We start from the raw sequence: 20429 nt of genomic DNA, 5'->3' as shown, positions 1-20429 counted from the left end.
GAATTCCTCCATTATTGTATAGGTACTGACCTTGCATGTTGTGGATTGTGAGCCCTTGATGGATGCTTTTCTCCAACAATATTTGTTTCAACAAGCCTAATAAAAAAGACCTTTACCACGATGGGTAAAGGTCATAAATAAAGACCTCTACCGCTTGGTAAAGGTCTGGCTAACAATTTTTAGGCTGCCAACAATGCCGAGAGCTAGTGCTCTGAAATGACGACAATGCTGTAAAAGCTACTCCCCTTTAGGAGAACAACTATTTAATTAATATTATTATATAAACGGAAGTTGAAAATGTCAAGGATAGCAGTTTTATATTTTAATACGTGTGTCAAACTAATAGTTAATTTGTTTGAAGCTATAGTGATAGAATAGATTAAAAACAGATCAATAGGGATAAGGAGAAAGCTGTTATATGTCTACTTTAAAAGTTAGCCGGAATGAACCATGTCCGTGCGGAAGCGGGAAGAAGTATAAAAAATGCTGTGGGAGCAAGGATACGGTTCTTATTACAGATGTGATTGATCATGAAGTGTTGGAGCTGCAAAAGGAAGCGGAAATTTTTGCGATCCAACAGTTTGGTGATGAAATAGCGAATGATTTTGAAGACTTGCTTCATTCGCTGGAGGATGCAGATGCTGGAGATGCGGATTTCTATGAATTTTTGCACCCTTTTTGGTTTCTAGTATTTGAACCGATGGAAGATGGCAAAACCATTATGCAGAAGTTTATTGAGCATAAACTTCGCAAAGTTTCACGCACAAGAGTGAAGGCCATTCTGGAATCTTGGCAGGAAGGCTATGCTGTTGCTGGTATAGTGAAAGAATATCATATCGATAGCCTTATAATAGAAGATACATTGACAGGAAAAGAGTACCCTGTTGTTCTATTTGAGCATTCGCGAGATTACGAGGAAGGCGTATTCGCTTTTGCAATTTTGCATCGCTATGAAGACAAATTTACTGTTTTTCCAACTCTATTTGAACTTTCTATAGAGCATACAGCCGATTTTGAAGTCTTTATTGAAAATGAATTTATGAATTCAGGATATGATAGTCCAGAGGAATTTCTAGCAGACAACTTCCTTGAAATGATGCATGAGACACCAAAGGCGGGAGTAACGCTTGATCTTCAAGGTTTTGAATGGCCAAGCGACGGAGCTAAGCAGGTAGCCGAAATGTTTGAAAAGGATATGAAAGCGGCGGGAGAACTTAGCTGGATCATCCATATAGGCGTTATGCTTTGGATGGAATATTGCAAGCAAACCAATAAAAAAATTCAGAAGCCTGTAAATTATGTGGCGGCCCTTCGTTATCTCGTTACTACTTTAGCACCGACAAAAGTTGAGCTAACACAGAAACAGATCGGAGACATGTATGGATTGCCAGCTAATCGAGTATCTAGCTATTATAGTGACATTTACTTTGTTGTAGAGAATTACATAGGGGCAATGATTGAACGGGATCAGAAGAAGCAAAGCCATGCACTGGAAGCGGAATTACAAGAGGTGTTAAAAGAAATTGAAGAAAATCAGTTGGAAAGTATGGAGGAAATAAATGACTTTTTGCAAGCAAGATTAGACAGCCCTAATCCCAGAAAGAACAAGAGTCAAGGCACGAAAGAAGAGGCACAAGAGCTAATATACGCAGCCCTTGAATCTAATGGGCCAGAAAGATACAGACTAGCTCAGAAAGCCTTGGAATTAGACCCTTCCCATGCAGACGGATATACAATTTTAGCTGAACAGACTGATTCTCTGCAAACTGCTGCCCAGCTTTTTGAAAAGGGTATGCGCATTGGCCGCGATGAGCTTGGTGAAGCATTTTTTCATGAGAATAAAGGGTACTTCTGGGGGCTAATCGAAACAAGACCATTTATGCGTGCAGCAATGAATTATGCAGCATTTTTACAAAAAATTGGTGATTTAACAGCAGCAATTACTCAGTACGAGGAGCTGCTGGAATTAAATCCGGCTGACAATCAGGGTATCAGCTATATGCTATTTATTTCCTATTGTGATGATGAACAATTTCGAAAAGCTTCTGAACTCTTGAAGAGATATCCGGAAGATAGTGCACAAGATGCGTATAATCAAACATTAATCGAGATTTTATCAAATGGTTTAACAGATAAAGCCAATCAACTATTTCTTGCTGCCAAAAAGGTAAATAAGTATGTCGTTGATTTATTAACAGGTAAAAAGAAGCTCCCAGCAGACATTCCTGATTATTACAGCTTCGGTGACAAAAATGAAGCCGCAGTCTATGTGAGTGAGCATCAGCATCTTTGGAATAGAGTTCCTAAGTTGAAGGAATGGCTTAGTAACTAGACGGAGAGCATGGATGCTCTTCGTTTTTTTATGAAAAATAATGAGGTGGCCCATAAAATGAGAAAGTTGCCTATAAATTAGGTGAAGTGGCCCGTAAATCATTGAAAGTGGCCGATAAAATGAAAATCTGGCTTGTAACATGAAGATTTAACAGATGTGGTGATAAAAACTATAATCTAGGCAGGATTATTTCTATGTAAAAACGAATATTGTGTTGAACTTTAAAAAGGAGAGATCAAATTGATTGTAAAAGAACGTACAATTCCTATCAGAATCCAAAAAAATGAAGCACTTTTAAGAAGAATACCGGAAATCATTGGAAAAGAGCTGAAATTGCATCAGATCTCGCCAAACGTTGGGCTGGTTTCAGAGGCGAACAAGCATTAGACTTTCCTTTAAGCAAGCTCCCTGAAAAAGACTATATGATATTCCACGGCATACGACTCTCGAATGGAAAACACTTCTTTCAAATTGATACTTTAATCCTCACATCCTTTTTCGCGCTCATTCTTGAAGTGAAAAACTATTCAGGAAGACTTTACTTTGATCCCTTACTTGACCAGCTTATACAAACCAACTCAAACGGGGAAATTAAAGGCTACGCCAATCCCATTGAACAAGCTCGCCAACAACGGACAGAGCTGAGAAAATGGCTGAACAAACGCAATATTTCCATTCCAATCGACTTTCTGATTATTATTAGTAAGCCCTCAACCATCATTCAAACTGCCCCCGGAAATATGAAAATGATGCAAAAAGTCCTTCACGTTCAATTTTTATTAAAGGAAATTGAAAAAATAAGATTATCTTATAAGAACGAAATCCTCACTCCAAAAGAGCTCAAGAAAATCTGCCGAATCCTATTAAAAGAGTATAAAGAAGAAATATTTGATGTTCTTCCTTTTTATAACATATCAAAAAGCGAAATAACCACTGGAGCACTTTGTGAGAAATGCCAATCTACATCCCCAATGGAAAGACACTACGGAACCTGGTTTTGCCCTAAATGCAAATCAAAGGATAAAAATGCCCACATACTTGCGGTCAATGATTATTTCCTGCTTAACAATAATTCCCCCATTTCTAACAGTCAATTTCGAGATTTCCTCCACCTTTCCTCCGCAAGTATTGCAAAAAAGTTACTCATTTCAATGGACTTGCCATTTAAAGGCCAACTTAAGGGGAGAGTCTATTTTCCAAAAGGCAAAACTTCCTCCCCACCCTCATAAGTTGTCACCCCCTAGTGAAAGTGGTAATATTAATAGGAATAATATGAGATTTCATGGGAGATTTTTACCAAAATCTTCTCCTATCCAATATAAAGGAGCGTTTTAAATGCTTGGGATTTTAAATAAGGTGTTTGATCAAAATAAACGCGAACTAAAACGACTCACAAAAATTGCAGAGCAAATTGAAGCACTTGCGGCTGATACGGAAAAATTAACGGATGATGAGTTACGCGGCAAAACAGACGAATTCAAAGCACGCTATCAAAAAGGTGAAACGTTAGATGACTTGCTTGTTGAAGCATTTGCTGTTGTGCGTGAAGGTGCAAAGCGTGTGCTTGGATTGTATCCATACCCGGTGCAATTAATGGGGGGAGCTTCCCTTCATGATGGAAACATCTCCGAAATGAAAACAGGGGAAGGTAAAACGCTTACGGCGACAATGCCAGTATACTTAAATGCTATTTCTGGTAAAGGCGTTCACGTTGTTACTGTCAACGAATACCTTGCTAGCCGTGATGCTACTGAGATGGGTCAGCTGTATGAATTTTTAGGACTAACAGTTGGTTTGAACTTAAATGGACTCACAAAGGAAGAAAAGCAAGCCGCTTATGCAGCGGATATTACGTATAGCACGAACAATGAATTAGGCTTTGACTATCTTCGCGACAATATGGTTCTTTATAAAGAGCAAAAGGTTCAGCGCCCGCTTTTCTATGCGGTAATCGATGAGGTGGACTCCATTCTAATCGATGAAGCGCGGACACCGCTAATTATTTCAGGAACAGCGCAAAAGTCGACAGCCCTTTATATTCAGGCCAATGGGTTTGTTCGTACATTGAAAAAAGAAGAAGATTACACATATGACGAAAAAACAAAAGGGGTTCAGCTGACAGAAGAAGGGATGACAAAAGCGGAACGTGCTTTTGGGATTGAGAACCTTTTCGATATTTCCCATGTCACATTGAACCATCATATTACGCAAGCATTAAAGGCGCATTCAAGTATGCATCTTGATGTGGATTACGTTGTTCAAGAGGGCGAAATTGTCATTGTTGACCAATTTACTGGCCGTTTGATGAAGGGCCGCCGTTATAGTGACGGTCTGCACCAGGCAATTGAAGCAAAAGAAGGGCTAGAAATTCAAAATGAAAGCATGACCCTTGCAACGATTACATTCCAGAACTACTTCCGTATGTATGAAAAACTGGCTGGGATGACTGGTACAGCGAAAACAGAGGAAGAGGAATTCCGCAATATTTACAATATGAATGTTATTGTCATTCCAACCAATCGTCCGATTGCCCGTGATGACCGTGCGGATTTAATTTATTCATCGATGGATGGAAAGTTCCGTGCAGTTGTTGAGGATATTGCTGAGCGCCATAAAAAAGGCCAGCCCGTACTTGTTGGTACGGTTGCGATTGAAACATCAGAGGTTATTTCAAAATATTTAACGAAAAAAGGTGTACACCATAATGTCCTAAATGCCAAGAACCATGGCCGAGAAGCAGAAATTATTCTCGATGCCGGTAAAAAAGGTGCGGTCACGATTGCAACGAACATGGCTGGCCGTGGTACAGACATTAAGCTTGGTGAGGGTGTCAAAGAATTAGGTGGACTAGCTGTAATTGGTACGGAACGCCATGAGAGCAGACGGATAGATAACCAGCTTCGCGGACGTTCAGGCCGTCAGGGAGATCCAGGGATTACGCAATTCTATCTTTCAATGGAAGATGAATTGATGCGCCGCTTCGGTTCAGATAATATGAAATCGATGATGGAGCGTCTTGGTATGGATGATTCCCAGCCAATTCAGAGTAAAATGGTTTCAAAAGCAGTTGAGTCTGCTCAGAAGCGAGTAGAAGGCAATAACTTTGATGCACGTAAACAGCTTCTTTCCTATGACGATGTTCTTCGTCAGCAGCGTGAAATTCTTTATGGACAGCGTAATGAAGTATTGGAATCAGAAAATCTTCGCGAAATCGTTGAGAAAATGCTGATGACATCACTCGAGCGCAATGTTCATGCTTTCGCACCGGCTAACGGTGACGAGGAGGAGTGGAACCTTCCAGGTCTGATCGACTATGTAAATGGAAACCTGCTGCATGAGGGAGATATTACGGTTGATGATCTAAGAGGCAAGGATACAGAGGAGATCATTGAAGCCATTTTTGCAAAGGTTAAAGCACGCTACGATGAAAAAGAAGAGCTTCTTCAGCCTGAACAAATGCGTGAATTTGAAAAGGTTATCGTTCTTCGTGCGGTGGATACGAAGTGGATTGACCATATTGATGCAATGGATCAGCTCCGTCAAGGGATTCATCTTCGTGCATACGGACAAATTAATCCGCTTCAAGAATATCAGCAGGAAGGCTTTGCGATGTTCGAAAATATGATTGCCGCAGTCGAGGAAGATGTGGCAAAATACATCATGAAGGCTGAAATCCGCAACAATTTAGAACGTCAAGAAGTAGCAAAAGGCCAAGCGGTCAACCCGAAGGAAGATGGGGAAAAGGTGAAGAAAAAGCCTGTTGTAAAACAGCTGGATGTTGGCCGAAATGATCCATGTATTTGTGGAAGCGGCAAAAAGTATAAAAACTGCTGCGGAATTGGATAATCAAAAAGAGCCCGGCAAGCTGTTCACTGAATAGCTTTGCCGGTGTTTTTTTCTTTTTAGGTGTGATTTTATTTGTTGTAACAGTATAATAATAAATGGCTGAGTGAACACAGTATAAAAGCAGCTCAAAAATTATAAGAGGTGAAAGCATGGAATTAGCAGATATTCGGAATGAATTAGAGAAAATGGCTAAACGATTAGCGGACTTTAGGGGGTCTCTTTGACTTAGAGAACAAAGAGGCACGTATTGCGGAGCTTGATGACACAATGCTCCATCCAGGATTTTGGGATGACCAGCAAAAGGCACAAATAGTCATTGGAGAGCTTAATGGGCTGAAGGATCAGGTACATGAGCTTTATGATTTGAATGAAACATTTGAAAACCTTGAATTAACGTACGAGCTTGTGAAGGAAGAAGCAGACGCTGAGCTTCAAGCTGAGTTAGAGGAAGAATTAAAGGATTTGGCCAAGCGTTTGAATGAGTTTGAACTGCAGCTTCTTTTAAGCGAGCCTTATGATAAAAACAATGCGATTCTTGAACTTCATCCAGGAGCTGGTGGAACTGAGTCACAAGATTGGGGCTCCATGCTTCTTCGTATGTACACGAGATGGGCAGAGAAAAAAGGCTTCAAAGTGGAAACGCTTGACTATCTTCCAGGGGATGAAGCTGGGATAAAAAGCGTAACACTAGGTATTAAAGGTCATAATGCATATGGCTATTTAAAGGCAGAAAAAGGTGTGCATCGCCTTGTGCGCATTTCGCCATTTGATTCATCAGGCCGCCGTCATACGTCGTTTGTGTCATGTGAAGTGATGCCAGAATTTAATGATGAGATCGAAATTGATATCCGCACAGAAGACTTGAAAATAGATACCTACCGTGCAAGTGGTGCGGGCGGACAGCATATCAACACAACGGATTCAGCTGTTCGGATTACCCATACACCAACAGGAGTGGTCGTTACTTGTCAAACCGAGCGCTCGCAAATTAAAAACCGTGATCGTGCGATGAAAATGCTTCAAGCAAAGCTTTATCAACGAAAAATTGAAGAGCAGGAGCAGCAATTAGCAGAAATTCGCGGAGAACAAAAAGAAATCGGCTGGGGCAGCCAAATCCGTTCCTACGTTTTCCATCCGTATTCCATGGTGAAGGATCACCGGACGAGCACAGAAAGTGGAAACACACAAGCGGTTATGGACGGAGAACTTGATCCGTTTATTGATGCATACCTTCGTTCAAAATTAAGCTAAGTATGAGAAATAAAAGCCTCTGCTCGGTCTTATAGATCGGCAAAGGCTTTTTTCTATTGTAAATAACGGCGTTTGCCAGTTTAAGTTGAGGGGGTACTAGATGTGGATTTTTTTCTATAGCTGATTAATTTCTGTTTTGTAAACCCCGGTTTTTTACTCAGGTGTTTAATATCAATTTTTTGTTCCAGTTTATTCATTCGATCCTATTCGAAAAGTTTCCTCGTGCTGATCAAGTTCTGTTTCTATATGCCTAAAATGACTTCTGTTGCATGGTTATTGACCGTTTCCTCCAAACTATAAAGGCTGTTTTCGACATTCTCAAAACGGTTATCAACATTGTCTAATATGTTTTAGACTTTTACTAAGCAGTTATCCACATTCTCTAATCTTCCTTTAACTTTATTAATTTCTTTATCGATGGAATCAAAACGCTTCATGGTGTCCTTGCAGATGCTGTAAAATCTCATTTAGAATTTTCTCCATACTCTCACCTCCTTTTACAACATTACACCACGGATTTGTACACACAATTCTCATCTTTGTTCATAGATAATAGCAAATATCCACAACCTAAGATTAAGCTATTTACCCCTTTAACACAGCACACTATTGGCATTTACAGTTAAATGGCTCCATGCTATACTCACTGTCGGTATATGTCGAAAGTCATGATGTTATTCGGTGAAATTCGCGGTAGTGGCTCCCACTACAAAGGAGAAGAATGATGCAAAAAAAGAAGCGAGAGATTGCCTTTCATACAAAAAGAGAAATGCTGAAAGAGTATATTTATGTACTTATTGGTGCAGCTATTGTAGCGATTACTTTCAATGTATTCTTACTGCCAAATCGAGTGGCTTCGGGCGGAGTAAGTGGGATTAGCACGATCTTAGATGCGGTTGTTGGGTGGGAGCCTGCGTATGTGCAGTGGGCCTTTAATATCCCTCTCTTTATTGCTGGGGTTGTCTTCCTTGGCAAGCAGTTTGGAGCTAAAACATTGGTTGGAACCATATTTTTGCCGTTTGTTGTTTTTCTAACAAAGGATTTTGAAGCGTGGACAAATGATCCTTTGCTTGCTTCATTATTCGGCGGAATCGGTGTCGGTCTTGGCCTTGGTGTTGTTTTTAGGGGAAGGGCCTCAACGGGTGGAACAGACCTTGCAGCACAAATTATTAACAAATATACTGGACTCTCGTTAGGTACATGTGTGGCGATTATTGATGGACTTATCGTACTTACTGCAGCCATTGTGTTCGATATCGAAAGAGGACTATATGCCTTACTTGCCTTGTTTGTTACTAGCAAAACAATCGATCTCGTTCAAGTAGGCTTTGGCAGAACAAAAATGACAATGATAATAACAGAAAAACAAGCGGAAGTTCGTGAAGGAATATTGAATAAAATTGATAGAGGTGTGACAAAACTAACAGCATACGGTGGTTATACTGATAATGAGCGTCCAATTCTCATGTGTGTCGTTGATCAAACGGAGTTCACAAAATTGAAACAATTGGTCAAAAGCATTGATCCGACTGCATTTATCATTGTTACCGATGCATCTGAGGTACTTGGAGAGGGTTTCAATCGCGCTTAATGTTGGTATAATATAACTGTGATATGTAATATTACCAGAGGGGGATTTTAAGTGAAAAAGAAGCTTCTAGCATTACTTTTAGGGTCTTCTCTAGTTCTTGCTCTTGCTGCTTGTGGCGGCGGGGATGACGACGCATCGAAAGAGAAGGACACAGGTACAACAGGCGGCGAAACAACAACAGCTGATGCTGGCGATGCCGAAAAGCTTTACAATCAAAAGTGCTCAAGCTGCCATGGCGGCAATCTTGAAGGTGGCGTAGGCCCTGCTCTTGAAAAGGCTGGTTCAACTCATTCTAAGGAAGATATTGAATCAATCATTGCTAATGGACAAGGTGCAATGCCAGCTGGATTGCTTAGCGGTGATGAAGCATCACAAGTTGCTGAATGGTTAGCTGCTAAAAAGTAATAGTAAATTATTTTTACAAGAAACGTTCTGTTTATCGCAGAACGTTTTTTCTGTTTGCTAAGATAAGAAAGTATTACTATTGAATTAAGAACTGTCTAGCGCAAGCGTCCTATCGCCTATCAAACTTCAGGTCTCCTCCCTACGAATAAGTCAACATCGGTTCGCTGACGCTAACCGTGTTTCCTTTATCTCAGTCGGATCCCTTCCAGTTTGTACGGCGATGAACAAGGCGCTTCCGCTTTTCTTTCTTTGAAAAGAAACTGTAATAATTTTTCAGGTATTTTTAATGATTGTAGATGTTATAATGAAAGCTGAATGAAAATAAAGTTGGTTTTTATCCTTTTTTGTCTGGAAGTTGTCGTTTTTTGACGAAATAATAGATTCGCTTAAATATAATTACTTTAAATGAAAAGATATTGATTCGTGAGTCGAAACTGCGTAATCAATTTATATAAACAGAATAGATATTGGGTGTGATAGAAATGATAGAAATGAAGGATGTATTTAAGAAATATCCAAACGGAGTAGTTGCTGCAAATGGCATTGACGTATCGATCAAGGCAGGAGAGTTTGTTTATGTGGTTGGTCCGAGTGGTGCTGGTAAATCAACATTTATTAAAATGATGTATAGAGAAGAAAAACCATCTAGTGGAACAATTATGATTAATGGGATCAATCTTGCAAAATTAAAAACAAGCAAGGTTCCTCTACTTAGACGTAATATCGGCGTGGTTTTTCAGGATTTTAAATTACTTCCAACACTAACTGTCTATGAAAATGTAGCCTTTGCCCTAGAAGTAACTGAAGAACAGCCGAAGTATATAAAAAAGCAGGTCATGGAGACACTAGATCTTGTTAATTTAAAGCATAAAGCACGGATGCTGCCAACTGAATTATCGGGGGGAGAGCAGCAGCGCGTCTCGATTGCCCGCTCAATCGTGAACTCACCGAAAGTAGTAATAGCGGACGAGCCGACGGGAAATCTTGATCCGGAAACATCATGGGAAATTATGAATATTTTTGATGAAATTAATACTAGAGGAACAACAGTCCTTATGGCAACACATAATAAAGAAATTGTTAATAAAATTAAACATCGCGTGATCGCAATAGAGGGTGGAAGAATTGTCCGTGACGAGCAAAGGGGGGACTATGGCTATGAAAGCTAGAACCTTAAGCCGTCATTTAAAAGAAAGTGTAAAAAGTCTCGGAAGAAATGGCTGGATGACGTTTGCATCAGCAAGTGCGGTTACTGTCACGCTTATTTTAGTCGGGGTATTTTTCGTCATTATGATGAATCTTAACAAAGTAGCAACAACGCTTGAACAGGAAGTAGAAGTTCGTGTTCATATTGATGTAGCAGCGAATAAAGAAGATCAAAAGGCTTTGGAAAAGAAGATTCAAGGCATTTCAGAAGTCAAATCCGTTCGTTTTTCTCCAAAGGATGAGGAGCTCGATAACCTCATTGAAAGTTTTGGTGAAGAAGGAGAGGCGTATAAGCTTTTTGAGCAGGACAACCCGTTAAATGATGTATTAGTTGTGAAAACAAAAGATCCGGAAGATGTCATGAAGGTTGCCGAAAAAATAGAAAAAATGGAATATGCTGCGAAGGTGAAGTATGGACAGGGGGAAGTTGAAAAACTATTCTCTTTCCTAAATGGAGCAAGAAATGTGGGGCTTGTTCTGATTGTAGGTTTGCTGTTTACAGCTATGTTCTTAATCTCAAATACAATCAAAATCACAATCGTATCTAGAAGAAGAGAAATTGAGATTATGAGATTAGTAGGAGCGACAAACGGGTTCATTCGTTGGCCGTTCTTCCTTGAAGGCTTATGGCTTGGCGTACTTGGGTCCATTCTGCCAATCACGCTTATTGCCATATCGTATAACTATGTTTATGACTATCTGGCACCGAAACTGCAAGGAAACTTTATGGAGATCCTTGAGTTTAGTCCATTCGTATATCAGGTTTCTGGATTATTACTCCTTATGGGCGCATTAATTGGTGTCTGGGGCAGTATGATGTCCGTACGTAAATTTCTAAAAATATAAAAAAGGAAGGAGCTAAGCTTCTTTCTTTTTTTTTGTACGAAAAAACCTGAAATGCTAGATAAAACCGAAGACTTGCTAGATAAATTGAAAAATCTGCTAGATAAAATCAAAGACTTACTCGATAACTTTAATGAAATGCTAGATAAAACCGCCAACCAGCTAATATAACTTAAATCTCCCCAAACAAACATCTCTATAGCAAAAAAATCTCATAACCCGTCCCATTTTTTCATATATTGAATTAGCATCCCTAAAAAAGGTGAATCAGGCAAATTGTAGAAGGATTAAAAATCGGTATACATCGAAGGAAAGGAAGATGGGGATGAACAGAAAGTGGATTGTGCTGCTTATGACGGGATCTCTCTTGACAGGAGCGGGTGGTACATATGCTGGAATGCAATGGGTAAATAAAAGTAACCCTAAGGTAAGCGTTGAAAATCAAACAGCCCCTACAGCGGAAGGCAAAACCCCCATTTCTGCAGGGGATTTAGAGAAGGTAGAAAAGGCCTATCATTTAATATTAAATAGCTATGTTGAAAAAGTGGAGGAGGAGCAGCTGGTAGAAGGTGCCATTCAAGGAATGCTTTCCACGCTCTCAGACAAATATTCAGTGTATATGGACAAGGAAACGGTGGAACAATTCAACGAGTCACTTGAATCCTCTTTTGAAGGAATCGGAGCTGAAGTAAGCATGGACGATGGAAAGGTTGTCATTGTCGCTCCATTTAAGGATTCTCCAGCGGAAAAAGCGGGTCTCAAACCAAGAGATCAAATTTTAAAGATTGATGGAGAAAGTATAGATGGACTTGACTTGTTTGAGGCGACATTAAAAATTAGAGGAGAAAAAGGGACAAAAGTTAAGCTGGAAATTGCTCGTCAAGGATTGACTGATCCTCTAGTTGTTGAAGTTAAACGGGATGAGATTCCGCAAATGACTGTTTATTCCGATTTAAAAAGACAAAATGGAAAAGCGATTGGCTATATAGAGATCACCTCTTTTTCAGAGGATACAGCGGCAGAATTTGAAAAAAATCTTAGAGGTTTAGAGAAAAAAGGGCTTGAGGGGTTAGTCATTGATGTTCGTGGAAATCCAGGAGGCTATCTGGATGCAGTTCAAGAAATTTTGAAAGGGCTTGTGACAAATGAAAAGCCAATGATTCAAATTGAACGTCGAAATGGAGAGAAAAAGAGATATTTCTCGAGCTTAACGGAAGAAAAAGACTATCCCATTGCGGTCTTAATTGATAAAGGAAGTGCATCTGCTTCTGAAATCTTAGCAGGTGCGTTAAATGAGGCGGAAGGATACCCGCTGATTGGAGAAAAAACATTTGGAAAAGGAACGGTTCAGCAACCAGTGCCAATGGGGGATGGAAGCAATATTAAGCTGACATTATTTAAGTGGCTAACACCAGATGGAAATTGGATTCACGATAAAGGGATCCAACCAACACTTAAAGTCATGCAGCCGGCCATTTTTAATACGCATCCACTGCAATTGGAAGAGACATTGATACAGGACATGAACAATGAGCAGGTAAAAAATGCACAGGAAATGCTGGATGGGCTAGGCTTTTCTCCGGGGAGAAAAGATGGCTATTTCAGTGAAGCTACTATGATTGCTGTTAAGGCATTTCAAAAGCATTCAGGTCTTAACGCCACCGGAACGATCGATCAAAAAACGGCTGCTGCATTAGAAAAGGCAATCATTGACGAAATGAAAAAAGAAGAGAATGACATCCAGCTCCAAACGGCTCTAAGATTTCTAGCCAGATAGTATTGTAGATTTTCACGCGTAGACAATAGTTTATTTAGGTATTTACAAATAATTCCGCGATCAACATATGAAATAACAGGAGGAGCAATCTTCCTGTTATTTTTATTGTGCTAAAACTGTATAGGAATTTGTCAAATTCGTGAAAAGTAGAAAAATAAGTAAATTGTTGTATTTATAGTTTTGATAATAAATTATAATTAGATATAACTAATTATAATTAGATATATTTAATTATAACTGATTATAATAGTGAACATCTTTTCTATTCATCTTGGTTATTTTAACCATTTTGCTAGATTACTACGGGAGGGTCTTTTATGTGGGAGTTATATGACAAACTAATCGCGGAAATAAGCGAGGAAGAAAGGGTTGAGGAAGTAATTGCAGGGCTTTCTTGGACTGCTACGCGTTCGAAGGCGATGGGATTAGCAATGAGCTTCCCTCGTCCTTTGGAATTATCACAATTGCCAGGGACATGCATGGGACAATCAGTGAAGAGTTTAGCTGAAAGAATAAAATCTTGGAATTCCTTGGAGGCTGCTATCGGTTTAAGTGCAATCAATTCTGTCAGGAATTGCCGTGAAACCATTGCCGATATGGAAAATAAGGGATATAAACAATTGCAATCTGGCAGTGCGTTTGATCTCTTCGCGGACAAAATAAGAGGGAAAAAAGTGGCTGTGATAGGACACTTTCCCGATGTTTGTGAGTTGTCGAAGCATTGTCAGCTTTCAGTGTTAGAGCGGAATCCGCAAATGGGGGATCTACCTGATCCTGCAGCAGAATATATTCTATCCGAACAAGATTATGTGTTTATGACATCTTCAACTCTTATTAATAAAACAACACCTCGATTACTGGAGCTTTCAAAAAATGCTGTGACCATTATGTTAGGACCCAGCACACCATTTTCAACAGCTCTATTTGAGATGGGGGTTGATATAATTAGTGGTTTAGTGGTTGAGGAAGAGGACTTTGTTCTCCGCTGTATTAAGGAAGGCGGAGGGGTGCGCAGCTTCCGAAATGCTGTTCAATACATAAACATTTCAAAAAGTGTTAGAAGTATATTTTGACTATAAGGTGTGTGGCGAAATGAAAAACGTTAATGAATTAATAGAAGCAGCTGCTAGTTACCATGGACACCTTTGTGCCGGTCAAATTCTTGGAGTCAGAATGGGGATGGCGGGATTAAAATGGTTAAGCATGGAGGATTTACATAAGAATAAGAGTCTAATTGTTTATGTTGAAACAGACCGATGTGCGGCAGATGCCATTCAAACGGTAACAGGCTGTAAATTAGGAAAAAGAACGTTAAAGCACATAGATTATGGCAAGATGGCAGCGACCTTTTTAGATATTAACAAAAAAAAAGCAGTAAGAATACTCGTACCTGCTAGTGTTCGTGAGCTTGTAAAGAAATATGTGAATAATAGCGATAATCCATATTTAGAAGCATATAAGATAATGCCAGATAACGAGTTATTAGCATTTGAAGAAGTCGTTGTAGATTTTCGTCTAGAGGATCTGCCGGGAAAGCCGTTGAGGAGAATTATTTGTGATAAGTGTGGAGAAGAAGTGAATGATGGGCGTGAGGTGGCCGTTGATTTAAAAGTATATTGTAAACCTTGCTACTCAAAACCCTATTATCAGGTTATTCGCCGCTGAGGATAAACTAGGAGGCCGTCATGGGCGAGTTAAGTAAAGCATCTTTTATTAGAGAGTATCGGGGAAAGCTTTTTATTTTAGCTATCCTTCTTATTTGTTGTTTCATATTATCTTTCGCCCTTGGAAGATATCCAGTCGGGCCGTTAGAATTGTTTAAGGTTTTCGCTTCAAAGGTTATTCCATTTGAACCATCTTGGACCATTGAGGTAGAAACAGTCATTTTTCAAATACGTCTTCCGAGGATTTTAGCAGCTGTTATGATCGGGGCTGCCTTATCTTGTGCAGGGGCAGCTTATCAGGGATTATTTCAAAATCCGATGGTCTCACCTGACCTATTAGGTGCTTCTGCTGGAGCAGGATTTGGTGCAGCACTAGCCATCCTTCTTGGCTTAAGTAAATACAGTATTGCCCTATCGGCATTTTTCTTTGGGATGCTGACAGTATTCTTAGTATGGGTAATCAGTTCAAGTGTAAAGAATAATCCGTCACTCAGTCTTATTCTAACAGGTATAATGGTAGGTTCTTTATTCTCTGCTGGTCTTTCTTTCATTAAACTCGTAGCAGACCCGAATAATGAACTCCCTGCCATTACCTATTGGCTAATGGGAAGTTTATCATCGATACGCCAGCAAGACTTACTGCTAAGTGCAATCCCTATATTGTTGGGATTAATTCCGTTAATGTTCTTGCGATGGAAATTAAATGTTATGACAATGGGCGAGGAAGAGGCGCAAACAATGGGGGTGAATACGAAAGTCATTCGTATTCTCGTTATTGCATGTGCCACTTTGGCAACAACAGCAAGTGTATCTGTTAGTGGAATGATTGGTTGGGTTGGTCTCGTCATTCCTCATTTTACACGCATGATAGTTGGTTCTGATTATCGTGTTTTAATTCCAGCATCCATGTTGCTTGGAGCAAGTTTCTTATTAATTGTTGATAATTTCTCAAGGTTATTAGCTACACAGGAGATTCCATTAGGCATATTAACAGCTTTCGTTGGAGCCCCATTTTTTATGTATTTGATCTTACGAGAGGGTAATAGACGATGATGATAGTAGTGAAGGAACTAAGCTTTAATTATAAGCAAAGAAAAATATTGGATAACATCACCTTCTCTGCCCATTCTAAAAACCTGATTTGTGTCCTTGGTCCAAATGGTGTTGGGAAAAGTACATTATTCCGCTGCATGCTCGGACTAACAAAAGGGTATCAAGGTGAGATCTTGATAGAAGGGAAGAATATTAAAAAGATGGGAATAGCGGAGCTTGCAAAGAAGATTGCTTACATTCCGCAATCTCATCATCCAACTTTCAACTTTACTGTTTTAAATACAGTATTAATGGGCCGAACAATCCATCTTAAAGGTGTTTCCAATCCGAATATAGAGGATGAAAAGGAAGCGCTGCACGCATTGGATATGCTTGGAATTTCTCATTTGCGTAACCGTGGATATGCAGAAATCAGCGGGGGTGAAAGACAGTTAGCTTTAATTGCACGTGCCATTGTGCAAAAGGCAAAGATTCTTGTGATGGATGAGCCGACAGCCAATCTTGATTATGGGAATCAAATTCGTGTGATGATGCATGTAAAGAAACTTGCGAAAGAGGGATATATTGTCATTTTATCAACACATAATCCAGAACATGCCTTTTTATATGGAACAAAGGTACTAATGATGTTCAATGGGAAGATTATTCAAAGCGGCTGCCCGAAAGAAATAGTGACAGAGGCATTGCTAGAGCAATTATATGGCGTACATGTTAAGCTCGAGGACATCAAGACAGAGGCTGGGGATATCCGAGTCATTGTTCCGAATCTAATGAATAGGCAAACTTAATAGTTTCCTAGGTTAAATAGGAATTTAATTCAATATGGAGGAAGCGTTTAATGAATCAAGTTAGAAAAATGAGTTTATTATTTTTAGTAATTATGTTTGTAATAGGAGGAATGGCTGGCTGCAACTCAAATAATTCTGCCAAAAAAGCAGCAGATGAGGAAAATCAGGAAATTCAAGAGAAGGAATCAAAACAGTCAGAAGAACAAACTACACGTAAATTTACTGATTCTGTTGGACGAGAAGTTGAAATTCCGGCTAATATAACAAAAGTTGCCCCATCTGGACCTTTAGCTCAAATGGTATTATATTCAATTGCACCTAAAAAGTTAATAGGCTGGGCGAGAAAACCTGGGGAGGCTGAAGCGAAATATTTTGATCAAAAGATATTAGATCTTCCTACATTTGGCATGTTTTACGGGGACACGTTTAATTTAGAGGCATTAATTGCAGCGAAGCCAGATGTCATTATTGATATTGGGGAAGCGAAGAAAACGGTTAAAGAGGATATGGATGAAATCCAAAAGAGCACAGGCATCCCTACTATATTTGTTGAAGCAAAATTAGATACCATTCCTCAATCTTATCAAATTTTAGGTGATATTCTAAATGAAAAGGAACAGGCAGAGGCACTTACATCTTATAGTGAAGCTGCCATAAATGATGCAAAAGAAATTTCCTCTTCAATTCCAGAGAAGGAGATTGTCACCCTATTTTATGGAATAGGTGACAATGGATTGAATACGAATGGAAAAGGCTCTTTCCATGCGGAAATATTTGACTTTGTAGGTGTAGAAAATGTAGCCGTATTGGATCAAGCAGCAAGCAAAGGGGGAGGAAATGAAGTCTCAATGGAACAGCTGCTGCTTTGGCAGCCAGAAGTCATTATTTTTGCACCTGATAGTGTTTATGAAGAGGTTACAGCAGGTGACCCATTATGGAAAGATTTAAAAGCGGTTCAATCTAGTAAAATCTATGAAGTTCCAGAAGGACCGTATAATTGGCTAGGCTTTCCGCCATCCGTTAACCGAGTATTAGGTATGAAGTGGCTAGGAAATCTCATTTACCCTAATTTATATACATACGATATGATTAAAGAAACAAAAGAATTTTATCGTATGTTCTATCATTATGATTTAACGGATGAAGAAGCAGGAGAACTCCTTTCCCGCTCGACATTAAAATAATCTAAGAGATAGCAAGAGATATTTTCTTGCCATTTTTTGCACGTGAAGAAAGTAGAAATCTTCAGCAAAAAGTTTATTCGACGTTGTCAAAAACATAAGGAAATAAGTATAGGTGCAGCTGCACCTCTGTCTTCGTTTTTTCAAGACTCGCCAATCGGCGAGTTTTCTTTATTTATTTTATCTTGCAATAGGTTTTGTGTGGACATTTTGGTAGAATAAAGAGTAATAGATATTGGAAACATCGAATATTTCTTATGGAAATTTATTAATAGAGGTTGGTGGCTATGGTGGCTCAAGAATGGCTGATTGAAATCGCAAAGGGAGCGGGTAAGTTTTTTCTTCATCCTGTATTCTATTATCTCTTCTTTTTAGCTGCTATTTTAGGCGTTTCCCGGGTGAAACGAGAGAGGGGCAATTTTCATGTTCGAGCGGAGAATGCATACTTTGAGCTGAGACAGCTCCTTCCGCTAGGTTTATTCATTGGAGTTGTATTGTCTCTGATTTCAATTGCGGCAGGTCTTGTTATTCCGCTGGAAACCATTGTCTTTACAGCGATATTAACCATATTGTGGAGTTTCACAACAAAGATTCGCTGGATGGCACCCGCTTATACGTTAGGGTTTGCCTTTTTTGCAACAATCTTTGCGGTCGAACAAGAATGGCCGCTTCCATCTATCTTCACATCTATTTCTGATGCGAAGCCATCTGTTTTTCCAGCAATCGCTGTCCTTTTAGCCTTGCTATTGATTGGGGAAGGAATTCTTATTTTCAAAAATGCGCGAAAGGGAACCTCTCCTAAGCTAATAAAAAGCAAAAGAGGCCAAAGGGTTGGGATCCATGAGGTAAAACGGCTATGGATGATCCCACTGTTTTTGGTCATTCCAGGTGAAGTACTTAAGAGTCCTTTTGAATGGTGGCCCGTTTTCTCAATAGCTGGGCATTCGTATTCTATCCTTCTAGTCCCGTTTGCTATCGGCTTTTTCCAGCAAATTCAAGGAAACCTTCCAAGCAATGCGATAAAGGCAACTGGGAAAAAAGTGATTTGGCTTGGCTCGATTATCTTACTCTTATCCATTGCCGGCTATTGGTCGCCAATTGCTTCGATTGCGGTCGTAACCATTGCGATTGTTAGCAGGGAGATTATTACATTAAGACAGAGAATGGCAGACGAAAATCGTCCTTTCTTTTTTTCGAAAAGAAATCATGGTGTGATGGTTTTAGGGATTATTCCGCAATCTCCAGCTAGTTCTATGGGATTAAAGGTTGGAGAGATAGTTACGAAGGTGAATGGGATTCATGTCCATGACAAAATCGGCTTCTATGAAGCCCTTCTGAAGAACCGTGCTCATTGTAAGCTGGAAGTGCTTGATACAAATGGACAAATTCGCTTTGCCCAGCGTGCTTTATATGAAGGCGATCATCATGAGCTCGGCATCCTTTTTGTGCAGGAGGAGAGGAATAGGGGCAGTGAAGCGGTTTAACGTAAGAGATTTATTCAGTCAAATAAATTGGAAGATGGAAACCATAGAGACAAGAACATAATTTATCAATGGTAATAAAACAGATGCGAGCCAGCATCTGTTTTTTTTATAACAACTGCCTATTTGGCTTATCAGTTAGATTTACCGAAGTGTGCATCGAATTTACCTCTAAAAATTTCTAGTAGAGAAAAAAACCGTAAAAAAACAATCGACAAAAAATGTTAAATATCTGTACTATTAAAATAAGAAATTAGTAAATAGGAGAACAGGTGAATAGAAAACTTAAAGAGCAGGGAGAAGAGACTATGAAGCATCGGCTATTACTTGTTGATGATGATCTTTCGATTAGTGAAATGGTAAAAAGCTATTTAACCAAGGAAGGCTTTGATGTGTCAATCGCATGTAATGGGGAAGATGGAGTATCTATGTTTATGAAAGAAGCATTTGATCTTATCTTAATTGACATCATGATGCCGAAGTTAGATGGAATTGAAGCAATCAAGATCATTCGAGAAAAAAGCTCGATTCCAATATTAATAATGTCTGCGAAAGACAGTGATATTGATAAAGCGTTAGGGCTGGGCTTCGGTGCAGATGATTATATAGCCAAACCGTTTTCTTTGCTAGAGCTGTCAGCAAGAATAAAAGCAGCCATCCGGCGGGCAACAAAGTATTCTAATTATGAAGATTGTGGAGAAAGTAAGAATGAAATTACATTTGGTGAATTGAGAGTAGACATAAACAATTACTCTGTTTTTAAAGGGAAACAAGAGCTTAAGCTTACAGCAAAGGAATTTGAGCTGTTAAAACTATTTATTACAAATCAAAAGCGTGTATTTACAAAAGCACAACTTTACAACCTCGTTTGGAATGATGACTATTTCGGTGATGAAAACGTAATTAATGTCCATATCCGAAGGCTAAGGGAAAAAATAGAAGATGATCCATCCGAATCAAAGTATATCAAAACGCTTTGGGGTATTGGCTACAAGTGGGATGGCCGATAAT

At 39.4% G+C, this 20429-nt stretch carries 17 protein-coding genes and 1 pseudogene; all 18 read left to right on the top strand.

The genetic code is table 11. The features are described from left to right. Positions 1-418 precede the first annotated feature (418 nt). Positions 419-2332 carry an SEC-C metal-binding domain-containing protein gene (locus AN957_RS27220; RefSeq protein WP_075209239.1) on the top strand — a complete coding sequence of 638 codons (1914 nt, stop codon included), beginning with the start codon at positions 419-421 and terminating at the stop codon, positions 2330-2332. A 240-nt stretch (positions 2333-2572) separates the two neighbouring features. Then, the gene (locus tag AN957_RS27925) at positions 2573-2719 is read left to right on the top strand and encodes a hypothetical protein (RefSeq protein WP_156341163.1); all 147 of its coding nucleotides are present in this window, start codon (positions 2573-2575) and stop codon (positions 2717-2719) included. A gap of 35 nt (positions 2720-2754) precedes the next feature. Next, a pseudogene (locus tag AN957_RS29260) lies at positions 2755-2973 on the top strand (nuclease-related domain-containing protein); the annotation flags it as partial. A 105-nt stretch (positions 2974-3078) separates the two neighbouring features. Further along, positions 3079-3561 carry a hypothetical protein gene (locus AN957_RS28705; RefSeq protein WP_245637809.1) on the top strand — a complete coding sequence of 161 codons (483 nt, stop codon included), beginning with the start codon at positions 3079-3081 and terminating at the stop codon, positions 3559-3561. Between the two features lie 106 nt (positions 3562-3667). Beyond that, on the top strand, positions 3668-6178 hold the full coding sequence (gene secA, locus AN957_RS23985; RefSeq protein ID WP_053478765.1) for a preprotein translocase subunit SecA: 2511 nt from the start codon (positions 3668-3670) through the stop codon (positions 6176-6178). Between the two features lie 149 nt (positions 6179-6327). Continuing rightward, positions 6328-7429, top strand: a protein-coding gene (gene prfB, locus AN957_RS23980) for a peptide chain release factor 2 (protein ID WP_156341162.1) whose coding sequence is annotated in 2 segments (ribosomal slippage) — positions 6328-6399 and positions 6401-7429 — 1101 coding nt in all. Because the reading frame shifts where the segments join, the coding sequence is not laid out codon by codon here. Positions 7430-8153: 724 nt separating this feature from the next. Further along, positions 8154-9020, top strand: a complete 867-nt coding sequence (locus AN957_RS23975) for a YitT family protein (protein ID WP_056686518.1) — start codon at positions 8154-8156, stop codon at positions 9018-9020. A 51-nt stretch (positions 9021-9071) separates the two neighbouring features. Continuing rightward, complete coding sequence (cccB, locus tag AN957_RS23970; RefSeq protein WP_056686515.1) at positions 9072-9425, top strand: cytochrome c551; 354 nt, start codon at positions 9072-9074, stop codon at positions 9423-9425. Positions 9426-9907: 482 nt separating this feature from the next. Next, positions 9908-10594 (top strand): cell division ATP-binding protein FtsE, encoded by a 687-nt coding sequence (gene ftsE, locus AN957_RS23965; protein ID WP_053478769.1) that lies wholly within the window; start codon positions 9908-9910, stop codon positions 10592-10594. Continuing rightward, the gene (ftsX, locus tag AN957_RS23960) at positions 10584-11477 is read left to right on the top strand and encodes a permease-like cell division protein FtsX (RefSeq protein WP_053478770.1); all 894 of its coding nucleotides are present in this window, start codon (positions 10584-10586) and stop codon (positions 11475-11477) included. The genes ftsE and ftsX overlap by 11 nt, the downstream gene beginning before the upstream one ends. A gap of 322 nt (positions 11478-11799) precedes the next feature. Next, positions 11800-13251, top strand: a complete 1452-nt coding sequence (locus AN957_RS23955; RefSeq protein ID WP_056686512.1) for a S41 family peptidase — start codon at positions 11800-11802, stop codon at positions 13249-13251. Between the two features lie 317 nt (positions 13252-13568). Next, positions 13569-14324, top strand: a complete 756-nt coding sequence (locus AN957_RS23950; RefSeq protein WP_056686508.1) for a DUF364 domain-containing protein — start codon at positions 13569-13571, stop codon at positions 14322-14324. A 19-nt stretch (positions 14325-14343) separates the two neighbouring features. After that, positions 14344-14916 (top strand): FmdE family protein, encoded by a 573-nt coding sequence (locus AN957_RS23945; RefSeq protein WP_056686505.1) that lies wholly within the window; start codon positions 14344-14346, stop codon positions 14914-14916. A gap of 20 nt (positions 14917-14936) precedes the next feature. Continuing rightward, entirely contained in the window at positions 14937-15968 is a 1032-nt protein-coding gene (locus AN957_RS23940; protein ID WP_056686501.1) for a FecCD family ABC transporter permease, read from the top strand. After that, positions 15965-16756, top strand: a complete 792-nt coding sequence (locus tag AN957_RS23935) for an ABC transporter ATP-binding protein (RefSeq protein ID WP_056686499.1) — start codon at positions 15965-15967, stop codon at positions 16754-16756. Before AN957_RS23940 ends, AN957_RS23935 begins: the two co-directional genes overlap by 4 nt. A 50-nt stretch (positions 16757-16806) precedes the next feature. After that, positions 16807-17940 carry an ABC transporter substrate-binding protein gene (locus AN957_RS23930; RefSeq protein WP_056686495.1) on the top strand — a complete coding sequence of 378 codons (1134 nt, stop codon included), beginning with the start codon at positions 16807-16809 and terminating at the stop codon, positions 17938-17940. 287 nt (positions 17941-18227) lie between these two features. Then, complete coding sequence (locus AN957_RS23925) at positions 18228-19421, top strand: PDZ domain-containing protein (protein WP_056687307.1); 1194 nt, start codon at positions 18228-18230, stop codon at positions 19419-19421. Between the two features lie 305 nt (positions 19422-19726). Next, entirely contained in the window at positions 19727-20428 is a 702-nt protein-coding gene (locus tag AN957_RS23920) for a response regulator transcription factor (RefSeq protein ID WP_056687304.1), read from the top strand. Position 20429: the final 1 nt, after the last annotated feature.

Origin of the sequence: Cytobacillus solani, from assembly GCF_001420595.1 — a bacterium.
Lineage (GTDB): Bacteria > Bacillota > Bacilli > Bacillales > Cytobacillaceae > Cytobacillus > Cytobacillus solani.
This window is presented reverse-complemented; position numbering and strand designations above follow the sequence as displayed.

Coding starts and splice junctions, on each gene's coding strand:
- AN957_RS23955 (WP_056686512.1), top strand. CDS start 11,800: ATGAACAGAAAGTGGATTGTGCTGCTTATGACGGGATCTCTCTTGACA.
- AN957_RS28705 (WP_245637809.1), top strand. CDS start 3,079: ATGATGCAAAAAGTCCTTCACGTTCAATTTTTATTAAAGGAAATTGAA.
- AN957_RS23920 (WP_056687304.1), top strand. CDS start 19,727: ATGAAGCATCGGCTATTACTTGTTGATGATGATCTTTCGATTAGTGAA.
- ftsX (WP_053478770.1), top strand. CDS start 10,584: ATGAAAGCTAGAACCTTAAGCCGTCATTTAAAAGAAAGTGTAAAAAGT.
- secA (WP_053478765.1), top strand. CDS start 3,668: ATGCTTGGGATTTTAAATAAGGTGTTTGATCAAAATAAACGCGAACTA.
- AN957_RS27220 (WP_075209239.1), top strand. CDS start 419: ATGTCTACTTTAAAAGTTAGCCGGAATGAACCATGTCCGTGCGGAAGC.
- AN957_RS23940 (WP_056686501.1), top strand. CDS start 14,937: ATGGGCGAGTTAAGTAAAGCATCTTTTATTAGAGAGTATCGGGGAAAG.
- AN957_RS23975 (WP_056686518.1), top strand. CDS start 8,154: ATGCAAAAAAAGAAGCGAGAGATTGCCTTTCATACAAAAAGAGAAATG.
- AN957_RS23935 (WP_056686499.1), top strand. CDS start 15,965: ATGATGATAGTAGTGAAGGAACTAAGCTTTAATTATAAGCAAAGAAAA.
- AN957_RS23945 (WP_056686505.1), top strand. CDS start 14,344: ATGAAAAACGTTAATGAATTAATAGAAGCAGCTGCTAGTTACCATGGA.
- AN957_RS23950 (WP_056686508.1), top strand. CDS start 13,569: ATGTGGGAGTTATATGACAAACTAATCGCGGAAATAAGCGAGGAAGAA.
- AN957_RS23930 (WP_056686495.1), top strand. CDS start 16,807: ATGAATCAAGTTAGAAAAATGAGTTTATTATTTTTAGTAATTATGTTT.
- ftsE (WP_053478769.1), top strand. CDS start 9,908: ATGATAGAAATGAAGGATGTATTTAAGAAATATCCAAACGGAGTAGTT.